General features: G+C 60.7%; 17 protein-coding genes. 10 read left to right on the top strand and 7 right to left on the bottom strand.

What is annotated here, in order from left to right:
- Window positions 1-213: 213 nt before the first annotated feature.
- From ACTZWY_RS01245 to aroQ, 4 genes are all read right to left on the bottom strand, one after another.
- Window positions 214-2,487: a PAS-domain containing protein gene (locus ACTZWY_RS01245; protein ID WP_444788855.1), complete on the bottom strand. Its 2,274-nt coding sequence runs from the start codon at window positions 2,485-2,487 to the stop codon at window positions 214-216.
- Window positions 2,487-3,665: an FIST N-terminal domain-containing protein gene (locus tag ACTZWY_RS01250; protein WP_444788856.1), complete on the bottom strand. Its 1,179-nt coding sequence runs from the start codon at window positions 3,663-3,665 to the stop codon at window positions 2,487-2,489. The genes ACTZWY_RS01245 and ACTZWY_RS01250 overlap by 1 nt, the downstream gene beginning before the upstream one ends.
- Before the next feature lie 107 nt (window positions 3,666-3,772).
- Window positions 3,773-4,429 (bottom strand): response regulator, encoded by a 657-nt coding sequence (locus tag ACTZWY_RS01255; RefSeq protein WP_444788857.1) that lies wholly within the window; start codon window positions 4,427-4,429, stop codon window positions 3,773-3,775.
- 163 nt (window positions 4,430-4,592) lie between these two features.
- A complete protein-coding gene (gene aroQ, locus ACTZWY_RS01260; RefSeq protein ID WP_444788858.1) occupies window positions 4,593-5,036 on the bottom strand; it encodes a type II 3-dehydroquinate dehydratase in 444 nt (147 codons plus the stop codon).
- Between the two features lie 198 nt (window positions 5,037-5,234).
- On the opposite strand from aroQ, the gene ACTZWY_RS01265 reads away from it, so the two are divergent.
- The 10 genes from ACTZWY_RS01265 to gyrB all read left to right on the top strand — a co-directional run bounded on the left by ACTZWY_RS01265 (window position 5,235) and on the right by gyrB (window position 17,793).
- Complete coding sequence (locus ACTZWY_RS01265; RefSeq protein ID WP_444788859.1) at window positions 5,235-6,596, top strand: TldD/PmbA family protein; 1,362 nt, start codon at window positions 5,235-5,237, stop codon at window positions 6,594-6,596.
- Window positions 6,583-7,368: a 3'(2'),5'-bisphosphate nucleotidase CysQ gene (locus ACTZWY_RS01270; protein ID WP_444788860.1), complete on the top strand. Its 786-nt coding sequence runs from the start codon at window positions 6,583-6,585 to the stop codon at window positions 7,366-7,368. The genes ACTZWY_RS01265 and ACTZWY_RS01270 overlap by 14 nt, the downstream gene beginning before the upstream one ends.
- 165 nt (window positions 7,369-7,533) lie before the next feature.
- On the top strand, window positions 7,534-7,779 hold the full coding sequence (locus ACTZWY_RS01275) for a DUF4170 domain-containing protein (RefSeq protein ID WP_444788861.1): 246 nt from the start codon (window positions 7,534-7,536) through the stop codon (window positions 7,777-7,779).
- Between the two features lie 15 nt (window positions 7,780-7,794).
- Window positions 7,795-9,009 carry a 3-deoxy-D-manno-octulosonic acid transferase gene (locus ACTZWY_RS01280; protein WP_444788862.1) on the top strand — a complete coding sequence of 405 codons (1,215 nt, stop codon included), beginning with the start codon at window positions 7,795-7,797 and terminating at the stop codon, window positions 9,007-9,009.
- Entirely contained in the window at window positions 9,009-10,019 is a 1,011-nt protein-coding gene (gene lpxK / locus ACTZWY_RS01285) for a tetraacyldisaccharide 4'-kinase (protein WP_444788863.1), read from the top strand. The genes ACTZWY_RS01280 and lpxK overlap by 1 nt, the downstream gene beginning before the upstream one ends.
- A gap of 92 nt (window positions 10,020-10,111) precedes the next feature.
- Entirely contained in the window at window positions 10,112-12,016 is a 1,905-nt protein-coding gene (gene speA / locus ACTZWY_RS01290; protein WP_444788864.1) for a biosynthetic arginine decarboxylase, read from the top strand.
- Window positions 12,009-13,232, top strand: coding sequence for a saccharopine dehydrogenase C-terminal domain-containing protein (locus tag ACTZWY_RS01295; protein WP_444788865.1), 1,224 nt, complete (start codon window positions 12,009-12,011; stop codon window positions 13,230-13,232). Before speA ends, ACTZWY_RS01295 begins: the two co-directional genes overlap by 8 nt.
- Window positions 13,232-14,398 carry a carboxynorspermidine decarboxylase gene (locus ACTZWY_RS01300; RefSeq protein ID WP_444788866.1) on the top strand — a complete coding sequence of 389 codons (1,167 nt, stop codon included), beginning with the start codon at window positions 13,232-13,234 and terminating at the stop codon, window positions 14,396-14,398. Before ACTZWY_RS01295 ends, ACTZWY_RS01300 begins: the two co-directional genes overlap by 1 nt.
- Window positions 14,395-15,258 (top strand): agmatinase, encoded by an 864-nt coding sequence (speB, locus tag ACTZWY_RS01305; RefSeq protein WP_444788867.1) that lies wholly within the window; start codon window positions 14,395-14,397, stop codon window positions 15,256-15,258. The genes ACTZWY_RS01300 and speB overlap by 4 nt, the downstream gene beginning before the upstream one ends.
- 117 nt (window positions 15,259-15,375) lie before the next feature.
- On the top strand, window positions 15,376-17,793 hold the full coding sequence (gene gyrB / locus ACTZWY_RS01310) for a DNA topoisomerase (ATP-hydrolyzing) subunit B (RefSeq protein WP_444788868.1): 2,418 nt from the start codon (window positions 15,376-15,378) through the stop codon (window positions 17,791-17,793).
- 76 nt (window positions 17,794-17,869) lie between these two features.
- Here gyrB and ACTZWY_RS01315 read toward each other — a convergent pair whose 3' ends face one another.
- The 3 genes from ACTZWY_RS01315 to ACTZWY_RS01325 form a co-directional block, all read right to left on the bottom strand.
- Window positions 17,870-18,883 carry a quaternary amine ABC transporter ATP-binding protein gene (locus tag ACTZWY_RS01315; protein WP_444788869.1) on the bottom strand — a complete coding sequence of 338 codons (1,014 nt, stop codon included), beginning with the start codon at window positions 18,881-18,883 and terminating at the stop codon, window positions 17,870-17,872.
- A complete protein-coding gene (locus tag ACTZWY_RS01320; RefSeq protein WP_444788870.1) occupies window positions 18,876-19,766 on the bottom strand; it encodes an ABC transporter permease in 891 nt (296 codons plus the stop codon). Before ACTZWY_RS01320 ends, ACTZWY_RS01315 begins: the two co-directional genes overlap by 8 nt.
- Window positions 19,767-19,856: 90 nt before the next feature.
- On the bottom strand, window positions 19,857-20,867 hold the full coding sequence (locus tag ACTZWY_RS01325; RefSeq protein WP_444788871.1) for a glycine betaine ABC transporter substrate-binding protein: 1,011 nt from the start codon (window positions 20,865-20,867) through the stop codon (window positions 19,857-19,859).
- Window positions 20,868-20,886 lie beyond the last annotated feature (19 nt).

Below are 20,886 nucleotides of genomic sequence, written 5' to 3' on the forward strand. Positions count from 1 at the left end.
GGCGCTTGGATGAAGCCCGCGTTATCGGCGGGCCGGGGTCTGCCGATCCGACGCCAGTGAAGTTCACTTTATGCAGGCGGCATATTCCGACTTTCAAGGCTTGGCGTGTCACCAGAGTAATCGGCAGGCCGCGGGACGGCCCGCCGATGGCGCGGCGGCCTGCGGCCTTTGCTCCGCGCCTTGGGCGACTGCTTCAGGCCAATACCCGCCGCATCAGCGCGGCGGCATGTGCAGCCAATACCTGTAATCGCCAGGTTGCGGCGCCGCATCCGTGTTGGCATCCGGCACTGCGCGCGATTGCATGGCCTGCTGCAAAACGCGTTTCAGGCGGCGCAGCGCCACAGGTTTGGTCATCAACATCAACCCCGCCACCTTGGCGCGCTGCGCAAGGTCGGGGCTATGGTTCGCGGTGATCAGAACCGCCGGAATGGTGCCATACCGGCTGCGCAACTGTGCAACAACATCGATCCCGCTTTCGCCATCATCCAACAGATAATCGGCAAGAATTATATCTGGTGCAACACCCAGTTCGGCCACCTGCTGTTCGGCCTGCGCGAGATTGGCGGCTTCCAGCGGGCTTGCACCCCAATGTTCCAGCACCTCCATCATGGCGGCGCGCACACCGGCGTCATTTTCGACCACAAGCACCAGCAAATCATCCAGCGGGCTGCGCGCGACATCCGGCGCGGCCGGTTCAGTAGGGTGTGGCCGGGCCATGGCGGAACGTGGCACTGTCAGCGAAAAAACGGTCCCCTTGCCCAGGTCCGACCGCACTTCCAGCGGGTGGCCCAACAGCGCGCTGGCCTGTTCCACAATCGCCAGCCCCAACCCCATGCCCGATTCCCCGTTGGGGGCAAGGCGGGTGAATTCCTGAAATATCTCTGACTGTTTCTCAGGCGGAATTCCCGTTCCTGTGTCCCACACATCCAGCCGCACCCGCGCGCCCCGATTGCGCGCCCCCACGACAACACGCCCCTGCGCCGTGTAGCGGATGGCGTTTGACAAAAGGTTCTGCAATATCCGCTTCAGATAGACAGCATCACTTTGCACAATGGCCGTGCTGGGCATGACCACCAGACGCAAGCCTTTGGCCTGCGCGATGGGGGTGAACTCTTCTCTCAGGCGGTCCAGAAGCGGGCCAAGGGCGATGGGTTCAATCTTGGCGCGGGCCGCACCAATGTCGAATTTGGAAATATCCAGCAACGCGCCCAGGATCTGTTCCACACTGCCAAAGGCGCTGCGGATACGTTCCGTCAGGCGCTGCTGGCCCGCATCCAGCGCCGTTGTGGACAAAGACCCAAGAAACAGCTTGGCTGCATTCAGCGGCTGCAACAGGTCATGACTGGCCGACGCAACAAAACGCGATTTCGTGGTATTGGCGCGTTCGGCCAGATCGCGGGCGGATTCCAGTTCCAGCGTGCGGTCGCGCACCCGCGCCTCCAATGTTTCATTCAGCCGGTGCAGTTCGCCAATCGCCCCGCGTTCCTTGGTCATATCGGTAAGTGACATCACAAAACCACTGTCGGGCATGGCCTGTGCTGACAGCTGCAGGATGGTCCCGTCATCCTGAGTGATTTCAAGCGACAGCGGCGGGCGGTGGGGCGGCCCCTGCACCCATTGCAGCAACACTGCCGTCACATGACCCTGCCCCAACTGGCGGCGGCGGGACAAATCGTCGATAATGGCATCAAACGAGGTGCCGATGGCCAACAACTCCACCGGCGGCAGGAACATTTCGCGCAAACGCCGGTTCCAGCCCGCCAGCCGCGCCTTCGCATCGAAAATGGCCACGGCCTGATCAATGTGGTCAAGGGTTGCGCGCACCATCCGGGCCTGTTCATCCAGCAGTTTGGCGCGTTCTTCGCGTTCATTGCGCACCATGGCCGTGACATCGGTCTGGGTAACAGCGGTCCCCCCCGAGGGCATGCGCTGTTCGCTGACCTGCAACCAGTGATCATCGCGCAGCGGCACAATGAAATTCACATTCTTGCGCCGGTGGCTTTCCAGACGCTGTTCCACCCAACCCGCGCGTGTCTGCCCGTCGGGCAAGTGCAGATAGGGGCTTTCGGATACCAGCCGCACATACTCCCGAAATGCAAGGCCCGCGCCAATACGGCGGCGCAAATCCGGCAAGCCCGCGCAAAAGCGCGAATTCCACATGACAAGCATATCCTGCGCATCAAACAGCGCGAACCCTTCGCGCATGGCTTCCAATGCGTCCGTCAGGCTGTTGCGGGCGCGCACGGCCATGCGTTCAGCCTGCGACAGGCGCGAATTGGCAATGCGCAATTTGTCCAGCGTTCCGGCCAGATCGCGGGTGCGGCTGCGCACCTGTTGTTCCAGCGCGACAACATGCTGCAACTGGCCCACCGGACGGCTGGGCGACTGCCCGCGTTCGGAACGGTCCATCAGCGCGGCGACAATGGCGCGCAGGCGTGCGTTTTCGTCCTCTGGGGTCAGGCCGGGGGGCATGAAGTCCCTGTGCATCAATCCCCCCCACCTGTCAGCGAAAAAACGGTTTCGGGGTCTGGCTGGGGCGGGTGGAAGGCAAGCCCCGTAAATGTCTGGTTCACATGCATCATATTGAACTGTTCGCCATAGGTGTTGAACCCCGCCACCTGATAGCGTTCCAGAACAGTGCTGATGCGGCCACGGTTCTGGGTGTGCTGTGCCTCCAGCCTGCGCAGGATGCAGTCACAGGCCAGAATTGCGGGCAGCGGCCCGTTGCACGACAATTCCGCAAGCTGGCTGTCCAGATGCGCGACCAGATCAACACTGGTGGCAAGCCGCAGCACCAGCCCCGGTTCCACAGCAGAAAAAAAGCGCAGCGTGCCATCGGGTTCAACCCGCTGGATGGCAAGGACATGGTGATCGTTGCCAATCTTGGACACCACGGGATTGGCGGCAAAAATGAACGGGGTCAGGTGTTGGGGGTCCTTGCCCAGAAGCCGCGCATATTCCGGCCCTGCAGGCATGCCATTGATCTGGCGCACCAATCGCTGGTCGGGGTCGGCATCCGTGACCACCATACGCATATCAGTGGGGTTCAGATGGTCAAAGCGAAAGGCAGTTACCGTGCAGGGCGTGCGCAGCACGGCCAGCACCGCCGCATCGCTCATGAACCGGCCCTGATGCAGAACATGGGTCTGGCCAAAGCGCAACCCGTCCCCGGCAGACCCGCCCACCAGCGGCGACTGGCTAAGCGCTTCGGACAAGGCCCAGACAAGCTGATCTTCCATCAGCGACAGGCCATCTGTCAGCAAGAATGCAACTTCGTTGGACCAGTCCGCCGTCGAAAATGTCAGTTCGGCGCGCAGTTCAAACGCAAGATCGCGCGCCTGTTCGGGGCTGAAGTCGCGCAACCCCTCGATATGGCCCACAGCCACCCGAAACAGCTCGCGCGGCAGCCCGATCGCTACGATATGCCCGTCCAGATACCCCCCGCGCCCGATTTCGCCGGCGGTGGTGCACCCGATGACCGGCAAGCTGGACGGCAGGCCCTGCAGCGCAGCTTCAACGCGATGCAAATCATGCCCCTCGCCTACAAACAGGATAACCAGCGCCAGATCGGCGGGCGTCAGGGCGGCCAGTATCCGCGACATGGCCTGTGCAGTATCACTTGCCCCTGACTGCGCATGTCTGAAAATTGCGCTGCTGCGGTGCATGCGCCCCCCTTTTTATTTCCCCAAGGACAGGGCGCCGCGCGCACCCGTTCCCCCCCCCGGACAGTCTTGCGCCCAAAGCGCCGCCCGCACAAGACAGGGCACAGGCTTCAGGCCGCCCCCCCGTCGCGCAAGATCGATGCAAATGACGCTGAATTGGCAATGCGCACTGCCTGCGTGCGGCTTTGCGCACCCATTTTGCGCAAGATCGCCGTGACATGGGCCTTGACCGTGGTTTCGCTGATCGACAGCTCAAACGCGATTTGCTTGTTCAGATACCCTTCGCAGACCAGCGCCAGAATCCGGCCTTGTTGCGGGGTCAATGTGGCCAGCTTGTCCACCACACCGTGATCCCCTGTGCCGTCATTGCCCGTTGGCGGTGTGTAGTTTTCCGGAAGATAGGTGCCCCCGCCCATGACCTTGCGGATTGCGGCAATGAACCCTTCGCGGGGGCTGTGCTTGGGCACAAAACCGGCAGCGCCCGCCTGCAGCACGGCCGCTACGATCCTGTCATCAGCCATGGACGACACCACGACCACCGGCACACCGGGAACCGCATTGCGCAACCGCGTCAACCCGTCCAGCCCGGCCACATCGGGCAGGTTCAGGTCCAGCAAAATGGCATCGGGTTCGGGGCCTGTGCGCAAATCCTCAAGGGCTTGGCCAAGCGAATTGGCCGCATGAATGCGTGTGACGGCCAGCGTTTCGGTCAGGGTCATGTGCAGCGCTTCGCAAAAAAGCGGATGATCATCTATGATCATGATCATGTCGGCCTCCTTGCCTGTCGCTGCGCCTATGGTGATCATCCTGGTTCTCATGGTCTGCCCGTCAATGCGCCATTAGGTGCAGTTTACCGCAATCTGGCAAGAAAGTGTGCCCCTTCTTAAGTCTTACGCAGCCTAGCGCCCCAAAGGACCGCTGCAGATGGGGTCATATGCCCAGCATGATCGCAACCCGCCGCAGCGCCAATTGATACCCAAATGTGCCGCACCCTGCGATGACCCCGTCGGCGCGCGCACTGACATAGGAATGGTGGCGAAAGGATTCGCGTTTGTGAATGTTGGAAATATGCACTTCCAGCACCGGGCCATCAAACGTGTTCAGCGCGTCCAGAATGGCCACGGATGTATGGGAATACGCACCGGGGTTGATGATGATTGCGCGCGCCGCATCGCGCGCGGTGTGGATCATGTCAACAATTGCGCCTTCGTGGTTGGACTGCATCAGCGCGGTTTGCACGCCCAAGTCCTGCGCAAGGGCCGCACAATCGCGCGCCACGTCATCCAGGGTTTCATGACCGTAAATTTCGGGCTGGCGGCGGCCCAGAAGGTTCAGGTTCGGACCGTTTAGAATATGGATCATCGGCAGTGACATCGGACATCCTTTTTGCAACCGGCTTTTGCAACTGGCCCCTTTTAGTGCCACAGCCCCAAGCCTGCGGAAAGGGCCAAGATATGTCATGCGCGGCCTGCACAGACAGTTTGACACCGAAAAAACGCGCGCGGGCATTTCATTCGCGGACGGTTCGGCTTACATCAGGCCGAAGTTCCATCAACCGACCGAAGGCCAGACATGTCCAGCACCCCCCTGACCGATGCCCTGTCGCCCGTCACACAGGCCCTTCTGGCTGCAGCCCGCGCGGCTGGCGCGGATGCGGCTGACGCCATCGCCATCGAGGGGCGCTCGGTGTCGATTGACGTGCGCAAGGGCGGGCTGGAACAGGCCGAACGCGCCGAAGGGCTGGATATCGGGCTGCGCGTATTCATAGGGCAGCGTCAGGCCTGCATCTCATCATCCGACACGCGACCTGAAACCTTGCAGGCCATGGCAACCCGCGCCGTGGCCATGGCCCGCGAAGCCCCGCAAGACCCCTATGCCGGACTGGCCGAACCCGACCAATTGGCGCAATTGCGCAGCGCGGACGGGCTGGAATTGTTCGACAACAGCCCCGAACCCGACCCCGCCACACTGGAAGATGACGCGCGCCGCGCCGAAGCGGCGGCGCTTGGCGTCAAGGGCGTTACGCAGGTGCAATCGGCATCCGCCGCCTATGGCCAACAGGCCGTGTGGATGGCGGCCAGCAACGGGTTTGAAGGGGGCTATGCCCGCAGTTCGCGCCATATTTCCTGCGTGGCCATCAGCGGCGAGGGGACGGGCATGGAACGCGACTGGTGCGGCGAAGGGCGCATTTTTCAGGCGGATCTGCCAAGCCCTGAATATGTGGGCCAGCTTGCCGCAGAACGCACCATTGCGCGGGCGGGCGCGCGCAAACCGAAAACCGGCACGTACCCGGTTCTGTATGATGAACGCATCGCGTCCAGTCTGATCGGGCATTTGCTGGGGGCCATCAATGGCAGCGCCATTTCGCGCGGGTCCAGTTGGTTGCGCGATGCGATGGGCACGCCTGTATTGCCCGCCGCGGTTTCCCTGCATGAAGACCCGCTGCGCATTCGCCGGTCCGGCAGCCGCCCCTTCGACGCCGAAGGGCTGGCCAGCCGCCGCAAGGCGCTTGTGCAGGACGGGGTGCTGCAATCCTGGGTGCTGGATCTGGCAAGCGCGCGCAAACTGGGGCTGGACAGCACCGCAAACGCCGTGCGCGGCACCTCCGCTCCGCCCAGCCCGTCAACGTCCAATGTGATCCTGACCCAAGGGGATAAATCGCGCGCCGCGCTGTTGCAGGACATGGGAACCGGGCTTCTGGTCACATCACTGATCGGGTCCACGATCAACGCCAACACAGGTGATTATTCGCGCGGGGCCAGCGGGTTCTGGGTGGAAAACGGTGAAATCACCCATGCAGTGAATGAATGCACCATTGCGGGCAACCTGCGCGACATGCTGCGCCGGATCATCCCGGCCAATGATGCACAGGACCATCTGTCCAGCGTCGTCCCCTCGCTTCTGGTGGAAGGGATGATGCTTGCTGGCGACTGATGATCTGGATTTGCTGACCCGCGCCGCGCAGGATGCCGGACAGATCGCGTTGCGCCACCTGACGGCAGGCCCGAAGGTCTGGCAAAAGCCCGATGGCCAGGGGCCGGTCACCGATGCCGACCTTGAGATAGACCAGATGCTGCGCAAAACCCTGTGCGCCGCGCGTCCCGGGTATGGCTGGCTGTCCGAAGAAACCCGCGACACACCCGACCGCCTGGACCGCGCGCGGGTGTTCATTGTGGACCCGATCGACGGCACACGCGCCTTCGCGCAGGGGCAGCAGGGGTTCGCCCATGCCCTTGCGGTGGTCGAACACGGCCAGCCCATTGCGGCGGTCGTGCACCTGCCGGTCCCCGGACTGACCTATCATGCGCTGCACGGACAGGGGGCATTCCTGAATGGCCAGCGCATTATGGCGACCGACCGCGCCGCGGTAACGGGCGCGCGCGTTCTGGCCCCGCAATCGCAATTCGCGCCGGAATTCTGGCACGGGGGCGTGCCCCTGATCGCGCCGCATTTCCGCCCGTCACTGGCCTGGCGCATGGCGCTTGTCGCCGAAGGACAGTTTGATGCCATGCTGTCGCTGCGCCAGACATGGCATTGGGATATTGTCGCAGGCGCGCTGTTGATCGCAGAAGCGGGCGGCAAGGTCAGTGACGGACAAGGGCAGGCGCTGCATTTCAACACAAAATCCGCCTTTTCAGACGGCATTATTGCAGCCGGAACGCAGGTGCATTCGGGCCTGCTTGATCTGCGTATTCCGCCCGTCTGACGAAAAACATGCCCCACAATTGACGCTTACCCCGAAATGGCCGTGCAAATTGCGGTTCCGGTGGACAAATTATTGCTTTTTTCATGTCTGCGTGGTGAAAAGCGCCTGCCCAAGCATGCGACATCTGTGAAAATGGCACCTATGCCCTCAAATGAAAGACCCCCCATGAAAAAACGCCTGCATCTTGTTTTCGGCGGCGAGTTGAAAGACCCGCGCGGCACTGAATTTGTCGATACCGACGCCATCGACATTGTCGGCCTGTTCCCGGATTATGCGTCTGCGCATGCGGCGTGGAAAAATGCCGCCCAGCGCACCGTTGACAGTGCGGAAACACGCTATTTCATCGCGCATCTGCATCGTTTGATCGAAGAAAGCGACGAAACCAGCGCAACCCGCACATTGGAAGGCTGACATACGGCCAGCGCAATGCAGCATTCCGCCCCCGAGAAGTTGTATCTGATGTGGACACGCCGCGCGGGCCAGACCCCGCAGCCCGTGCCACATCTGGATGGTCCGGTTATCTGGCTGCATGCTGACACCCAGAATGCCATTGCGCAGCTTGATGCGCTGTCAGGGGCGTTGATGCTGCAGCAGGCGCAACGCGGGCACCCTGTGTCCGTGTTGCTGACCCATGCGGCAGGGTTGCACCCCCCCACCGAAATTCCCGGCCGCGCCACAATGCCCATCGCGGCAGATAGCGCGGAGATTATGACCGCCATAATGGCGCGCCTGGCCCCTGTGGCTGTGCTGGTGGCCACAAGGCGCTTGCCTGTCGCGTTGATCAGCAGTGCCGCCACTGGCGGCGCAAAGGTCATGATCGCAGATATGGACAGCCCCCGGTTTGCCGGGTTCTGGGGCAGCGTTCCGGGGTTGGCGCGCGCCCTTCTGGGGCGTGTGCATCGCGTCTTTTTGTCGAAGGCCGCGCATCGCGCTGGCTGGGCAAAAGCGGGTGTTTCCACAGAACAGATGCTATTATCCGGCCCCCTGAATGATGCGCCCCTGGCCCTTGGGTGCAATGAAAACGAACGCGACCTGTTGGCCCAAAGCTTTCGCCAGCGCACTGTCTGGCTGGCCATCGGCGTGCCGGAAGTCGAAGAAGCCATGATTGTGGCGGCCCATCGCGCGGCATTGCGCGATTCCCACCGCGTGGCGCTGATCCTGCATCCTGCCGATCCCATGCGCGGCCCGGCCCTGAAGGCCGAACTGGCGCCGAAGTTCAACACCGCCCTGCGGTCGGATGATGACCTGATCACGCCGGAAACCCAAGTTTATATTGTGGACACCGAAGGGGAACGCGGGTTGTGGTACAGGCTGGCAGTCGCCTGTTACATCGGCGGCACATTGGACAAGGGCGGCGCCACAGTCACCCCCATGGAAGCGGCCGGGTTGGGCTGCGCAGTTGTGCACGGGCGCGAAACCGGACAGTTTGGCGCTGCTTTCCATCGCTTGGCCACCGCCAAGGCCACCAGCCGCATTCAACGCCCCGAAGCGCTGGGGCAAGCGATCTGCGCCGCGCTGCGCCCAGATCAGGCCGCGCAAATGGCCCATCAGGGCTGGCAGGTCGTGTCCGAGGGGGCCGAAACCGCCGATATGATCATTGGCGCACTTCTGGAAACGCTTGGCCCTGCGGGGGGCAATTGATGCGCCCGCCCGCATTCTGGAACAGCCCCCCCGACACGCCCGCCGCGCTGGCACGGCTGCTGGCGCCACTAGGTGCCATCTATGCTGCTGCAACCGCGCGCCGCGTGGCCCGCACCCCGCAATGGTGCCCACCCGTGCCTGTCATCTGTGTGGGGAACCTGAATATCGGCGGCACGGGCAAAACACCGACCGTCATTGCGATTGTCCAGAAGCTGCAGGCGCTGGGTGTCACTGCGCATGTCATATCGCGTGGCTATGGCGGCAGTCTGGAAGGGCCGGTTCAGGTGCGCGAAGGTCATCATACCGCCGCGCAGGTGGGGGATGAACCGCTGTTGCTGGCCGCCTTTACCCCCGTTTGGGTGGCGCGCGACCGTGCGGCGGGTGCGCGTGCCGCAGTCGATGCGGGCGCGCAGATGCTGGTCATGGATGACGGGTTTCAGAACCCGTCCTTGCGCAAGGATCTGTCGATTATTGTTGTGGATGCGGCAACTGGGTTCGGCAATGGCCGTGTCATTCCGGCGGGTCCCTTGCGCGAACCCGTAGTGGCGGGGCTGGCGCGGGCCGATATGGTTCTAAGCATCGGGGGAGCCGCCGCACAGCGCCAGTTCACAGCGCTATGGGGCGGGCACATCAAACAACCGCACCTGACCGCGCGACTGGACCCGCTGCAAATGGGCATGAACTGGCAGGGTTTGCGCGTTCTGGCCTTCGCCGGGATCGGCCAGCCCGAAAAATTCTTTGCGACCCTGCGCCATGAAGGGGCCGAAATTCTGCGCGCCGAAGCGTTAAGTGACCACCAACCGCTGTCCGACGGGTTGATGAAGCGGCTTGAACTGGAAGCGGTCGCAATGGGGGCGCAACTGGTGACCACCGAAAAAGACGCTGTGCGCCTGCCCTATAGTTTCCGGCGCAAGGTTCTGACCTTGCCGGTGCGGTTGCAGGTCGATGATGCCACAGCGCTGGACGCCGCTTTGCACAGGCTGGCCACCGCAGGGCCTGATTCCTATTAATCCGCCGGAACCCACCGGATTTTCTTGCGTTTGTTACATGGATTTCCTATGCGGGCGGCTCATGTCACTGCACAAGAAGGGTGGGACAGTTCATGCCGGATAAGGTGTTTCAGACTTACGGAATTCACCGCTGGGGGGCAGGTATGTTTGCCCGGCTGGAGAATGGGGATCTGGGCATTGTAAACCCCGCGCGTCCTGATGCCCCCCCCGCCAGCCTGCCCGAACTTCTGAACAACCTTGATGCGCGCGGCGTGCAAACGCCCGTTTTGGTGCGTGTGGGGGCCTTCTTGCGCCGTCAGTTGGAATCGCTGAACAATGCCTTCGCGCATGCCATCGCCGCGAATGGCTATCAGGCCCCCTATCGCGGGGTTTTCCCTATCAAGGTGAACCAACAGGCCGAAGTGATTGACCGCATCGTGGATTACGGGCGGCCCTATACATTCGGACTGGAAGCGGGGTCCAAGCCCGAATTGATTCTGGCGCTGTCGCGGGATTTGCCAAAAGACGCGCTGCTGATCTGTAACGGGATCAAGGATGCGGAATTCATCCGGCTTGGCATTCTGGCACGCAAGGCAGGCATTAACTGCGTTCTGGTCATCGAAAGCCCGGCCGAAGCAGACACGGTTATTGCCGAAGCCAAGCGCCTTGGCGAAAAGCCCGCGCTTGGCGTGCGCATCAAGCTGACGCGGCGCGTTAGCGGCAACTGGGCCGACAGTTCGGGCGACCGCTCCACCTTCGGGTTGACCACCAAGGAAGTGGTTGACCTGATCGACAAGCTGCGCGCCGAAAACATGCTGGATTGTCTGGTGCTGCAGCATTCGCATTTGGGCTCACAAGTCCCGCAAATGCTGGATATCCGGCAGGCCGTGGATGAAGCGTGCCGGTTTTACACCGAACTGCGCCGCCTTGGCGTGCCCCTGACGTATCTGGATCTGGGCGGCGGGCTTGGCATTGACTACACCGGCGAAGCGCGCGCGACCGATAATTCGGTCAACTATACGCTGGAAGAATACTGCGCCAATATTGTGGAAACCGTCAAATACCAGATGGATGAAGCCGAAGTGCCGCACCCCACGCTGGTTACCGAATCGGGCCGCGCAATTGTGGCCTATTCGTCCATGTTGCTGTCGGACATTCTGGAAGCCAGCTATTTCGACCGCTCCGCGCCCATCACGCCCGAAGAAGACGACCATCACATGCTGTCAGACATGGCGGCCATTGTGGGGTATCTGTCGCCCCGCCGCCTGCAGGAATGTCTGAACGATGCCGAATATTACCGAGAGGAGTTGCGCGCCCTGTTCCGCCGTGGTGTGATCGGGATTGAAGAAGTGGCGCGCGCGGAACAGATATTCCTGTATGTCGTGGGCCGCATCAAGGACCTGGTGGCCCAAACGCCCGATGTGCCGCAGGAAGTGCTTGAAGAACTGTCCGCGCACCGCGATATTTATCGCGCGAATTTCAGCCTGTTCCAGTCCCTGCCGGATGTGTGGGCGATTGACCAGCTTGTGCCCATTGCGCCCCTGCAACGCCTGAACGAAGCGCCCACCCGCCGCGCCGTGTTGTCCGACATCACCTGTGACAGTGACGGCAAGATTGACCAGTTTGTTCTGGGCGACGGCATTGGAAACGCGCTGCCCGTTCATGAACTGCGCCCCAGCGAGCGGTATTTCATCGGCATTTTCCTGGTGGGCGCCTATCAGGAAACGCTGGGCGATTTGCACAACCTGTTTGGCGACACCAATGTTGTGACTGTGGATTTCAATGAAGATGGCGTGTTGGAACTGCAGCACGAAGTCGAAGGCGACACAGTGGCCGAAGTGATGGCCTATGTCGAATATGAACCCAAACAATGCCTTGATGCGTTCAAGCGCATCGTGGAACGCGGCGTGCGCAACGGCACGCTGAACCCGTCCCAGCGGCGCATGCTGATGGAAACCTATCGCCATGCCATCAATGGCTACACCTATTACGAACATGAGGAGCACACCCATGGCTGACAACAAGGACGTTCTGGTTATCGGCGCGGGCGGCGTCGCATCTGTAGCCCTGCACAAGATGGCAATGAACCGCGACCTGTTTCCGGGCCGCATTGCGGTGGCCAGCCGCACGCTGTCCAAATGCGACGCGATTGCCGCCTCGATCAAGGACCGCACAGGTCAGGTGATTGAAACCTATCAGGTTGATGCCGATGACGTGGCCCAGACCGTTGCCCTGATTGAAGCCGTGAAGCCCGCGCTTCTGGTCAATCTGGCGCTGCCCTATCAGGATCTGGCCCTTATGGAAGCGTGCCTGAAAACCGGCGTGCATTATTTGGATACCGCCAATTACGAACCGCCAGAAGAAGCGAAATTCGAATATTCCCATCAGTGGAAACTGCAGGACCAGTTCAAACAAGCCGGGCTTATGGCCACCCTGGGTGTAGGGTTTGACCCCGGCGTGACCAGCATTTTCGCCGCTTATGTGCGCAAGCACCATCTGGCAGGCATTCGCCAGATTGATATTCTTGACTGCAATGGCGGCGATCACGGCCATCCGTTTGCCACCAATTTCAACCCGGAAATCAACATCCGCGAAGTCACCGCCGAAGTGAAGCACTGGGAAAATGGCGGATGGGTGACCAGCCCCGCCATGTCCACCAAAGTGCCGTTCGATTTTGAAGCGGTTGGCGAAAAGAACATGTATCTGATGTATCATGAGGAACTGGAGTCGCTTGTAACCCATTTCCCCGAGATAGAGCGCGCGCGCTTCTGGATGACCTTTGGGGATGCCTATATCAACCATGTCACGGTGTTGCAGAATGTGGGCATGACGGGGATTGAGCCTGTGGAGTATAACGGCCAGCAAATCATCCCGCTGCAGTTCCTGAAGGCCGTGTTGCCCAACCCCGGCGATCTGGGCGAACGCACCAAGGGCAAGACCAATATCGGCGACATCATCACTGGCCCCGCCAAGGACGGGTCGGGCGAAAAAACATTCTACATCTACAATATCTGCGATCATGAAGAATGCTTCCGCGAAGTGGGGTCGCAGGCAGTCAGTTATACCACCGGCGTGCCCGCCATGATTGGCGCGGCGTTGATGCTGAATGGCACATGGTCGGGCGCGGGGGTGTTCAACACCGAACAGCTGGACCCTGATCCCTTTATGGACATGCTGAACCATCACGGCCTGCCATGGCAGGTTGTGGAATTGTCAGGCCCGGTTGATTTCTAATGGCCATGCAAACCCATGCGGGCGATCCGGGCGCGTTTCGGGGGTTTGACCTGACGCGCGTTCCGTCCCCCTGTTTTGTGGTAGACGAAGCGCGGCTGGAACAGAACCTGCAGGTTCTGGCCGATATTCAGGCACGCTCCGGCGCAACGGTTTTATGCGCGCTGAAGGCGTTTTCCATGTGGTCGCTGGCCCCCTTGGTCAGCCGCTACCTGTCGGGCGTGTGCGCGTCCGGCCTTTGGGAAGCGCGCCTTGGGCGGGAACATTACGGCGGGATCGTGGAAACCTATTCGGCGGGCTACAAACCCGATGAAATGGGCGAAATCATCGCGCTGTCGGACCACATCATCTTCAACACCCCCGCTGCAAAGGACCGCTTTTTGCCGATGATCACGGCGGCGGACAAGGATGTGCATGTGGGCCTGCGGTTCAACCCCGGCCTGCCCATGGGGGATGATGCAAAATATGATCCCGCCGCCCCCGGTTCCCGCCTTGGCACCCCGCTGGACCAGTTGGACGCCACGGCGCTTGCGGGTGTTGACGGGTTGCATATGCACACGCTGTGCGAACAGGATCTGGAACCGCTGCTGGCCATCTGGGACCATATAGCGCCGCGTATCCGCGACCTTGCCCCGCATTTGAAATGGATCAATTTCGGCGGCGGCCACCATATTACCCGCGCCGATTATGACCGCGAAGGGCTGATTGCATTCCTGCAACGCGTAAGCGCAGAGACGGGTTTGCACTGCTATCTTGAACCCGGCGAAGCCGTGGCGCTGGATTGCGGCATTCTGGTGGGCGAGGTGCTGGATGTCGTTGAAAATGAGGGGGCAAACGTCATTCTGGACATTTCTGCCACCTGCCACATGCCCGATGTGATCGAGGCCCCCTACCGCCCTGCCCTGCTGGGCGAAGGCGGCAGCGCGCAAGTGCGCCTTGGCGGGCCCAGCTGTCTGGCGGGTGACGTGATCGGGCGCTATGCGTTCGACACGGTGCCCGAAATCGGGGCGCGCGTGGCATTTCTGGATCAGGCGCATTATTCGATGGTGAAAACCACCACTTTCAACGGGGTGCGCCTGCCGTCAATTGCGATCTGGAACAGCACCACAGACGCGCTGCGCGTGGTGCGCCAGTTCGATTACACCGACTTCAAAGGCCGCCTGTCATGATCTTCCTGAATTCAGAATTGTCCGTCACGGAACGCAGCCCCAATGCGCGCTTCCATGTCGTGCCCATGCCGCTGGAAAAAACCGTGTCCTACGGGTCGGGCACTGCAGACGGGCCTGCGATGCTGATTGCGGCGTCCGATCAGTTGGAACGGTTGTGGCGCGGGTTTGAACCCTGCGCGGCGGGCATTTGCACCACGCCGCCCATTGACTGCTCCGGCCCGCTGGACGTGGCATTGTCCGCCCTTGCCACCCGCACCGAAGGGATTGCCCGCGCGGGGCAAATTCCCGTCACGCTGGGGGGCGAGCACAGCCTGACATGGGCCGCCGTCATGGGCGTGAAACGTGCGCTGGACCGCCCCATCGGCATTATCCAGATTGACGCGCATGCAGACCTGCGCCGTGCCTATCAGGGGTTTCGCCATTCCCATGCGTCAGTCATGCAGCTTCTGACCGAAGAAGAAGGACTGCCGCTGGCGCAATATGGCGTGCGCGCCCTGTGTGCCGAAGAAGTGGACTGCCGCGCGCGCAACAATATCATTTTCATTGATGCCGAAGATCTGGTGACCGGCAATATCCATGACGTGACCTTGCCTGATGATTTCCCCGAAGATGTCTATGTCAGTTTCGATGTGGACGGGCTGGATGCCGCCATCATGCCCGCCACCGGAACGCCTGTTCCCGGCGGTCTGGGGTATTACCAGTCGCTTGCGCTGGTGCGCTCCGCCCTGAAGGGGCGGCGCTGCGTGGGCGTTGATGTGGTGGAACTGGCCCCCATTGATGGCGCGGATGTCTGGGACTTTACAGCGGCGCAACTGACCTATGCCCTGATCGGGATTGTGCAGCAGAACGAACAAGCCTGACGCGCCGTCACGGGTGCCTGGGCCGCAACAGGCCCGAACGCTAAATCTTGTGTCTTGGGCGTGACAATCCCGCCTGAACTGCCTATAACTGCGGCAGTCTAAGAAGGATTTTCCTGCATGTCTGCTGAAGCCGCGAAGCGCGAAGAATACGGCGCCGATTCGATCAAGGTTCTCAAGGGGTTGGATGCCGTGCGCAAACGCCCCGGCATGTATATCGGTGATACCGATGACGGGTCTGGCCTGCATCATATGGTCTATGAGGTGGTCGATAACGGCATTGACGAAGCGCTGGCCGGTCATGCCGATTTCGTGACTGTCACCATCCACGCCGACAATTCCGTTTCGGTCATGGATAATGGCCGTGGCATTCCCACCGACATTCACACCGAAGAAGGGGTTTCCGCCGCCGAGGTTATCATGACCCAGCTGCATGCGGGCGGCAAATTCGACAGCAATTCCTACAAGGTGTCGGGCGGGTTGCATGGTGTGGGGGTGTCGGTCGTCAACGCCCTGTCAGACTGGCTGGAACTGCGCGTCTGGCGCGCAGGCAAGGAACATATCGCGCGCTTTGAACGCGGCGACACAGTGCGCCATCTGGAAGTTGTGGGCGACGCGGGCAATAAAACCGGAACCGAGGTGCGGTTTCTGGCGTCAACGGACACGTTTTCGAACCTTGAATACAGCTTCAAGACGCTTGAAAACCGCCTGCGCGAACTGGCCTTTCTGAATTCCGGTGTGCGCATCATTCTGGAAGACCACCGCCCTGCGGAAATGCTGCGGTCTGAATTGTTCTATGAAGGGGGCGTGCGTGAATTTGTCCGCCATCTGGACCGCTCCAAAACGCCGGTGATGCCCGAACCCATCTATATCACGGGCGAACGCGACGATATTGGCGTGGAAGTGGCGATGTGGTGGAATGACAGCTACCATGAAACGGTGCTGCCCTTCACCAACAACATTCCGCAACGCGATGGCGGCAGCCATCTGGCGGGGTTTCGTGGCGCGCTGACACGCACCATCAACGCCTATGCCCAATCCAGCGGGATTGCCAAGAAGGAAAAGATCAGCTTCACCGGCGATGATGCCCGCGAAGGGTTAACCTGCGTGTTGTCGGTAAAAGTGCCGGACCCGAAATTTTCCAGCCAGACCAAGGACAAGCTGGTGTCCAGCGAAGTGCGGCCCGCCGTTGAATCGCTGGTCAATGAAAAGCTGTCGGAATGGTTTGAAGAAAACCCCGCGCATGCCAAATCCATTGTCGGCAAGATCATCGAAGCCGCCGTTGCCCGCGAAGCCGCACGCAAGGCGCGCGACCTGACACGGCGCAAGACCGCGCTGGATGTGGCCAGCCTGCCGGGAAAACTGGCTGATTGTCAGGAACGCGACCCTGCCAAGTCCGAATTGTTTCTGGTCGAGGGGGACTCCGCCGGGGGGTCCGCCAAACAGGGCAGAAGCCGCCAGAATCAGGCTGTTCTGCCGCTGCGCGGGAAAATCCTGAACGTGGAACGCGCGCGTTTTGACCGGATGCTGGGATCACAGGAAATCGGCACGCTGATTACCGCGCTTGGCACCGGCATTGGGCGGGATGAATTCGACATCTCGAAACTGCGCTACCACAAGATCATCATCATGACCGATGCTGATGTGGACGGCGCGCATATCCGCACGCTGTTGCTGACCTTCTTCTTCCGGCAGATGCCCCAACTGATTGAAGGCGGCTATCTGTATATTGCCGAACCGCCCTTGTTCAAAGTGGCGCGCGGCAAGTCTGAAGTGTATCTGAAAGACAAACCCGCGCTGGAAGATTACCTGATCGAACAGGGCGTTGATGGCGTCATATTGCGCCTTGCGAGTGGCGAGGAGATTACCGGCCAGGACCTGGCGCGCGTGGTCACCGAAGCGCGCGTTGTGCGCCGGTCGCTGGCGGCGTTTCCCACGCATTACCCCCAGCATATTCTGGAACAGGCCACGATTGCCGGTGCCCTGCTGCCCGAAGCGCTGGCCAGCCACCCGCAGGAACTGGCCGATAGCGTAGCCAGCCGTCTGGACCTGATTGCCGCCGAATATGAACGCGGCTGGCAGGGGCGGCCCACGCAGGACGGCGGTTTGCGGCTGGCGCGCGTGCTGCGCGGCGTGGAAGAAGTGCGCAGGCTGGACGGCGGCGTGCTGCGTTCGGGCGAGGCGCGCAGGCTTAGCACCCATACGCAAACGCTGCAGGACATTTACAGCCAGCCTGCCGAATTGGTGCGCCGTGACCGCAAACAAAAGATTTACGGCCCTGTGGACCTGCTGGATGCCATTCTGGCTGAAGGGGAAAAGGGCCTGTCACTGCAACGCTACAAGGGCTTGGGGGAAATGAACCCTGACCAGTTGTGGGAAACCACACTGGACCCCGAAGCGCGCACGCTGTTGCAGGTCAAAATCGATGATCTGGCCGAGGCGGATGATATTTTCACCAAGCTTATGGGCGATGTGGTGGAACCGCGCCGCGACTTTATCCAGCGCAACGCCCTTAGCGTGGAAAACCTTGACGCGTGACGTTTTGCCGGAATTATGGGATATGAAACAGGGGGCAGCGATGCCCCCTGTTTCATTTTATCGACTGTGCATCATGTCAAGACCGCATCGCTTGCAGCGCATCTTTCAGGGTGACCGCCCCGATTGCCTTGCCCCCGCTGTCGACAACCGCCAGCCGCTGACCGGGCGCATCCACAAGCTGCGTCAGCGCATCTTCCAGCACGGTATCCCCGGACAAGGCCGCGCCCTGTTCCGGCGGCTGGCCGGTTGCCAGACTGCCCAGACGAATGACCCGCCCGCGATTGATATCCTTGATAAAATCACGGATGTAGTCGTCAGCGGGCTTCAGGACGATTTGTTGCGCATCGCCTTGTTGCACCATCGCCCCGTCGCGCAGAATGGCAATATTGTCGCCAAGGCGCAGCGCTTCATCCAGATCATGGGTGATGAAAATGATCGTCTTGTGCAATTCGTTCTGCAATTCCAGCAGGATTGATTGCATGTCATAGCGGATAAGCGGGTCCAGCGCGGAAAACGCTTCGTCCATCAGCAGGATTTCCGCATCAGTGGCCAGCGCGCGGGCCAGCCCGACACGTTGCTGCATGCCGCCAGACAGTTGCGCGGGATAATGGTCTTCATACCCGCTTAGGCCCACACGGTCGATCCAGTGGCGGGCCTGCTTGTCGCATTGCGCGGCACTTTTGCCCTGCACAACCAGACCATAGGCCACATTTTCAATGATCCTGCGATGGGGCAGCAGGCCGAATTTCTGAAACACCATCGACGCCTTGAAGCGGCGCAAATCCTGTAGCTGGCTGTCGGACATGGACAGGACATCTTCGCCATCAATCAGGATTTCGCCTGCAGTCGGTTCAATCAGGCGGTTGATATGACGTATCAGCGTGGATTTTCCCGACCCAGACAGGCCCATAACCACCTGAATGCGTTTCTCCGGAATATCAAGCGACACATCCTGAATGCCCAGAACATGGTTGTGGTGTTCCAACAGGTCCGTTTTTGACAGACCATCCCTGACCAGTGGCAGCACCTTTTGCGGGGCCTTGCCGAATATCTTGTACAGGTTTGAAATGCGAACCTTGGCGTCAGTCATGGCCATGCCCCTTACGATGGGCCTGCAAGCGCTTCCCATAGGTTTGCGACACACGGTCAAAGATGATGGCCAGCGCAACAATTGCCAGCCCGTTCATGACGCCCAGCGCCAGATACTGGTTGGAAATGGCGCGCAACACTGGCACGCCCAACCCCTGCACCCCGATCATGGACGCAATCACCACCATGGCCAGCGCCATCATGATGGTCTGGTTCACCCCTGCGAAGATATTGGGCAACGCAAGTGGCACCTGCACCCCCCACAGTTTTTGCCGAGGCGAGGCCCCGAACGCGTCCGCGGCTTCCAGAATCTCCTTGTCCACCAGTCGAATGCCCAGATTCGTCAGGCGCACAATGGGTGGAATGGCATAGATGCACACTGCAATCAGCCCCGGCACCTTGCCAATGCCCAGCAACATGACAACGGGAATAAGATAGACAAAGGACGGGATGGTTTGCATCACATCCAGAACCGGCGTGATCGCGGCCTGCATCCGGTCGGACCGCGCCATAAGAATGCCCACGGGAATACCGATTGCGATGCACAGGAAAGTCGCAACTGAAATAATGGCCAACGTCGACATAGTGTCTTCCCACATGCCGAAATACCCGATCGTCGCAAAGGCCAGCACGGACGCCGCCGTAATTTTCCAGCTGCGCGCCCCTGCGTAACACAGCGCCCCAAGCACCAGCAGGATAACAGGCCATGGCGTGGCCAACAGCAGGTTTTCAAACCAGACCAGAAACCGCAACAAAGGGTTGAAGAAACTTTCCAGCGTCTCCGCCCAGCTTCGTGTGAAGTCACGAAACGCCCCGTCAATGGACCGGCGCAACGATGCAAGTTCCGCGCGCGACAATGACGGGAATTCCATGAAAAAATCCATTTATCTGTCCTCTGGTTCAGATATTCTGTTCCAATGCACCGAAGGCCCGCAGGGCTTGCGGGCCTTCGGTCGCTTGGATTTTACAGCGCGTTACAGCGCGCCCCGGATGCGGTCTGCCACGTCGTCACTGACCCACTGGGTCCACACATCTTCATGTGTCAGCAGGAATTCAAACGCGGCATCTTCGCCAAGGGCCTGATTTTCGTTCATGAACACCAGCATTTCGTTCATCACATCGCCGGGGAAAACGCGGCTTTCGAAATAGGACGCCGCAGGCCCTGCCTTGTCCATGAAGCCTGATGTGACAACAGTTTCCACCTCGGACAAAGTCCAGGAGGTGGGCTGTGGGTCCAGACAATCCTGTTCCGCAAGCGCGATGCACCCGTCCCAGTTTTCAGTGCCAGCCCATTCGGCCTCGAATGGCAGCAAGACCATTTCATATTTGCCAATCATGGATGTGGGCGCCCAGTAATACCCAAACCACGGCACGCCACGTTCCGCCGCGCGGGCCATGGACCCGTCCAGCCCGGCCGCCGACCCCGGGTCCACCAGACGCCAGCCCTTGTCTTCCATTTCAAAGGCGCGGAACAGGTTTGCATTCACCAACTGGCACCCCCAACCGGCAGGGCACCCGATAAAGGCCCCTTTGGACGGGTCTTCGGGATGGGGGAACAGATCGGGGCGTTCCAGCAGTTTTTCTACTGTGTCCAGTTCGGGGTATTCGGCATGGAATGCGGGCGTCACCCACCACCCTTCGCCAAGGTCGGTAATGGGCGCGGGGTTCAGGGCCTGCAGGCTGCCTTCATCCTTGGCAGCTTCCAAGGCGATACGCACCGCATTGATCCACAATTCAGGGGCCACATCCGGCTGGCCGCGCTCACTCATGGACGCGAAGGTGGTTTCGGTGGCACCGGGAACCAGCGTCACATCGCACCCGAACCCTTCTTCCAGAATGATGGCGTCGACATTGGCCATCAGTTCGGCAGATGCCCAGTTCATTTCCGCAATCGACACTGCGCCGCACTCATCTGCGGCGGCGGCCTGCGTCATGCCGATGGTCAAGGCAAGCGCACTGGCGGCCCCCAGAATTCCAGTTTTCATGATGTTCTCCCTGTTTCAT

It is taken from the genome of Roseinatronobacter sp. NSM, from assembly GCF_052379845.1.
Classification (GTDB): domain Bacteria; phylum Pseudomonadota; class Alphaproteobacteria; order Rhodobacterales; family Rhodobacteraceae; genus Roseinatronobacter.

Bases quoted from the DNA above. Each gene is read 5' to 3' on its own strand.
- ACTZWY_RS01245 (WP_444788855.1), bottom strand. From the start codon at position 2,487: ATGCACAGGGACTTCATGCCCCCCGGCCTGACCCCAGAGGACGAAAAC.
- ACTZWY_RS01250 (WP_444788856.1), bottom strand. From the start codon at position 3,665: ATGCACCGCAGCAGCGCAATTTTCAGACATGCGCAGTCAGGGGCAAGT.
- ACTZWY_RS01255 (WP_444788857.1), bottom strand. From the start codon at position 4,429: ATGATCATGATCATAGATGATCATCCGCTTTTTTGCGAAGCGCTGCAC.
- aroQ (WP_444788858.1), bottom strand. From the start codon at position 5,036: ATGTCACTGCCGATGATCCATATTCTAAACGGTCCGAACCTGAACCTT.
- ACTZWY_RS01265 (WP_444788859.1), top strand. From the start codon at position 5,235: ATGTCCAGCACCCCCCTGACCGATGCCCTGTCGCCCGTCACACAGGCC.
- ACTZWY_RS01275 (WP_444788861.1), top strand. From the start codon at position 7,534: ATGAAAAAACGCCTGCATCTTGTTTTCGGCGGCGAGTTGAAAGACCCG.
- ACTZWY_RS01280 (WP_444788862.1), top strand. From the start codon at position 7,795: ATGCAGCATTCCGCCCCCGAGAAGTTGTATCTGATGTGGACACGCCGC.
- lpxK (WP_444788863.1), top strand. From the start codon at position 9,009: ATGCGCCCGCCCGCATTCTGGAACAGCCCCCCCGACACGCCCGCCGCG.
- speA (WP_444788864.1), top strand. From the start codon at position 10,112: ATGCCGGATAAGGTGTTTCAGACTTACGGAATTCACCGCTGGGGGGCA.
- ACTZWY_RS01295 (WP_444788865.1), top strand. From the start codon at position 12,009: ATGGCTGACAACAAGGACGTTCTGGTTATCGGCGCGGGCGGCGTCGCA.
- ACTZWY_RS01300 (WP_444788866.1), top strand. From the start codon at position 13,232: ATGGCCATGCAAACCCATGCGGGCGATCCGGGCGCGTTTCGGGGGTTT.
- speB (WP_444788867.1), top strand. From the start codon at position 14,395: ATGATCTTCCTGAATTCAGAATTGTCCGTCACGGAACGCAGCCCCAAT.
- gyrB (WP_444788868.1), top strand. From the start codon at position 15,376: ATGTCTGCTGAAGCCGCGAAGCGCGAAGAATACGGCGCCGATTCGATC.
- ACTZWY_RS01315 (WP_444788869.1), bottom strand. From the start codon at position 18,883: ATGACTGACGCCAAGGTTCGCATTTCAAACCTGTACAAGATATTCGGC.
- ACTZWY_RS01320 (WP_444788870.1), bottom strand. From the start codon at position 19,766: ATGGATTTTTTCATGGAATTCCCGTCATTGTCGCGCGCGGAACTTGCA.
- ACTZWY_RS01325 (WP_444788871.1), bottom strand. From the start codon at position 20,867: ATGAAAACTGGAATTCTGGGGGCCGCCAGTGCGCTTGCCTTGACCATC.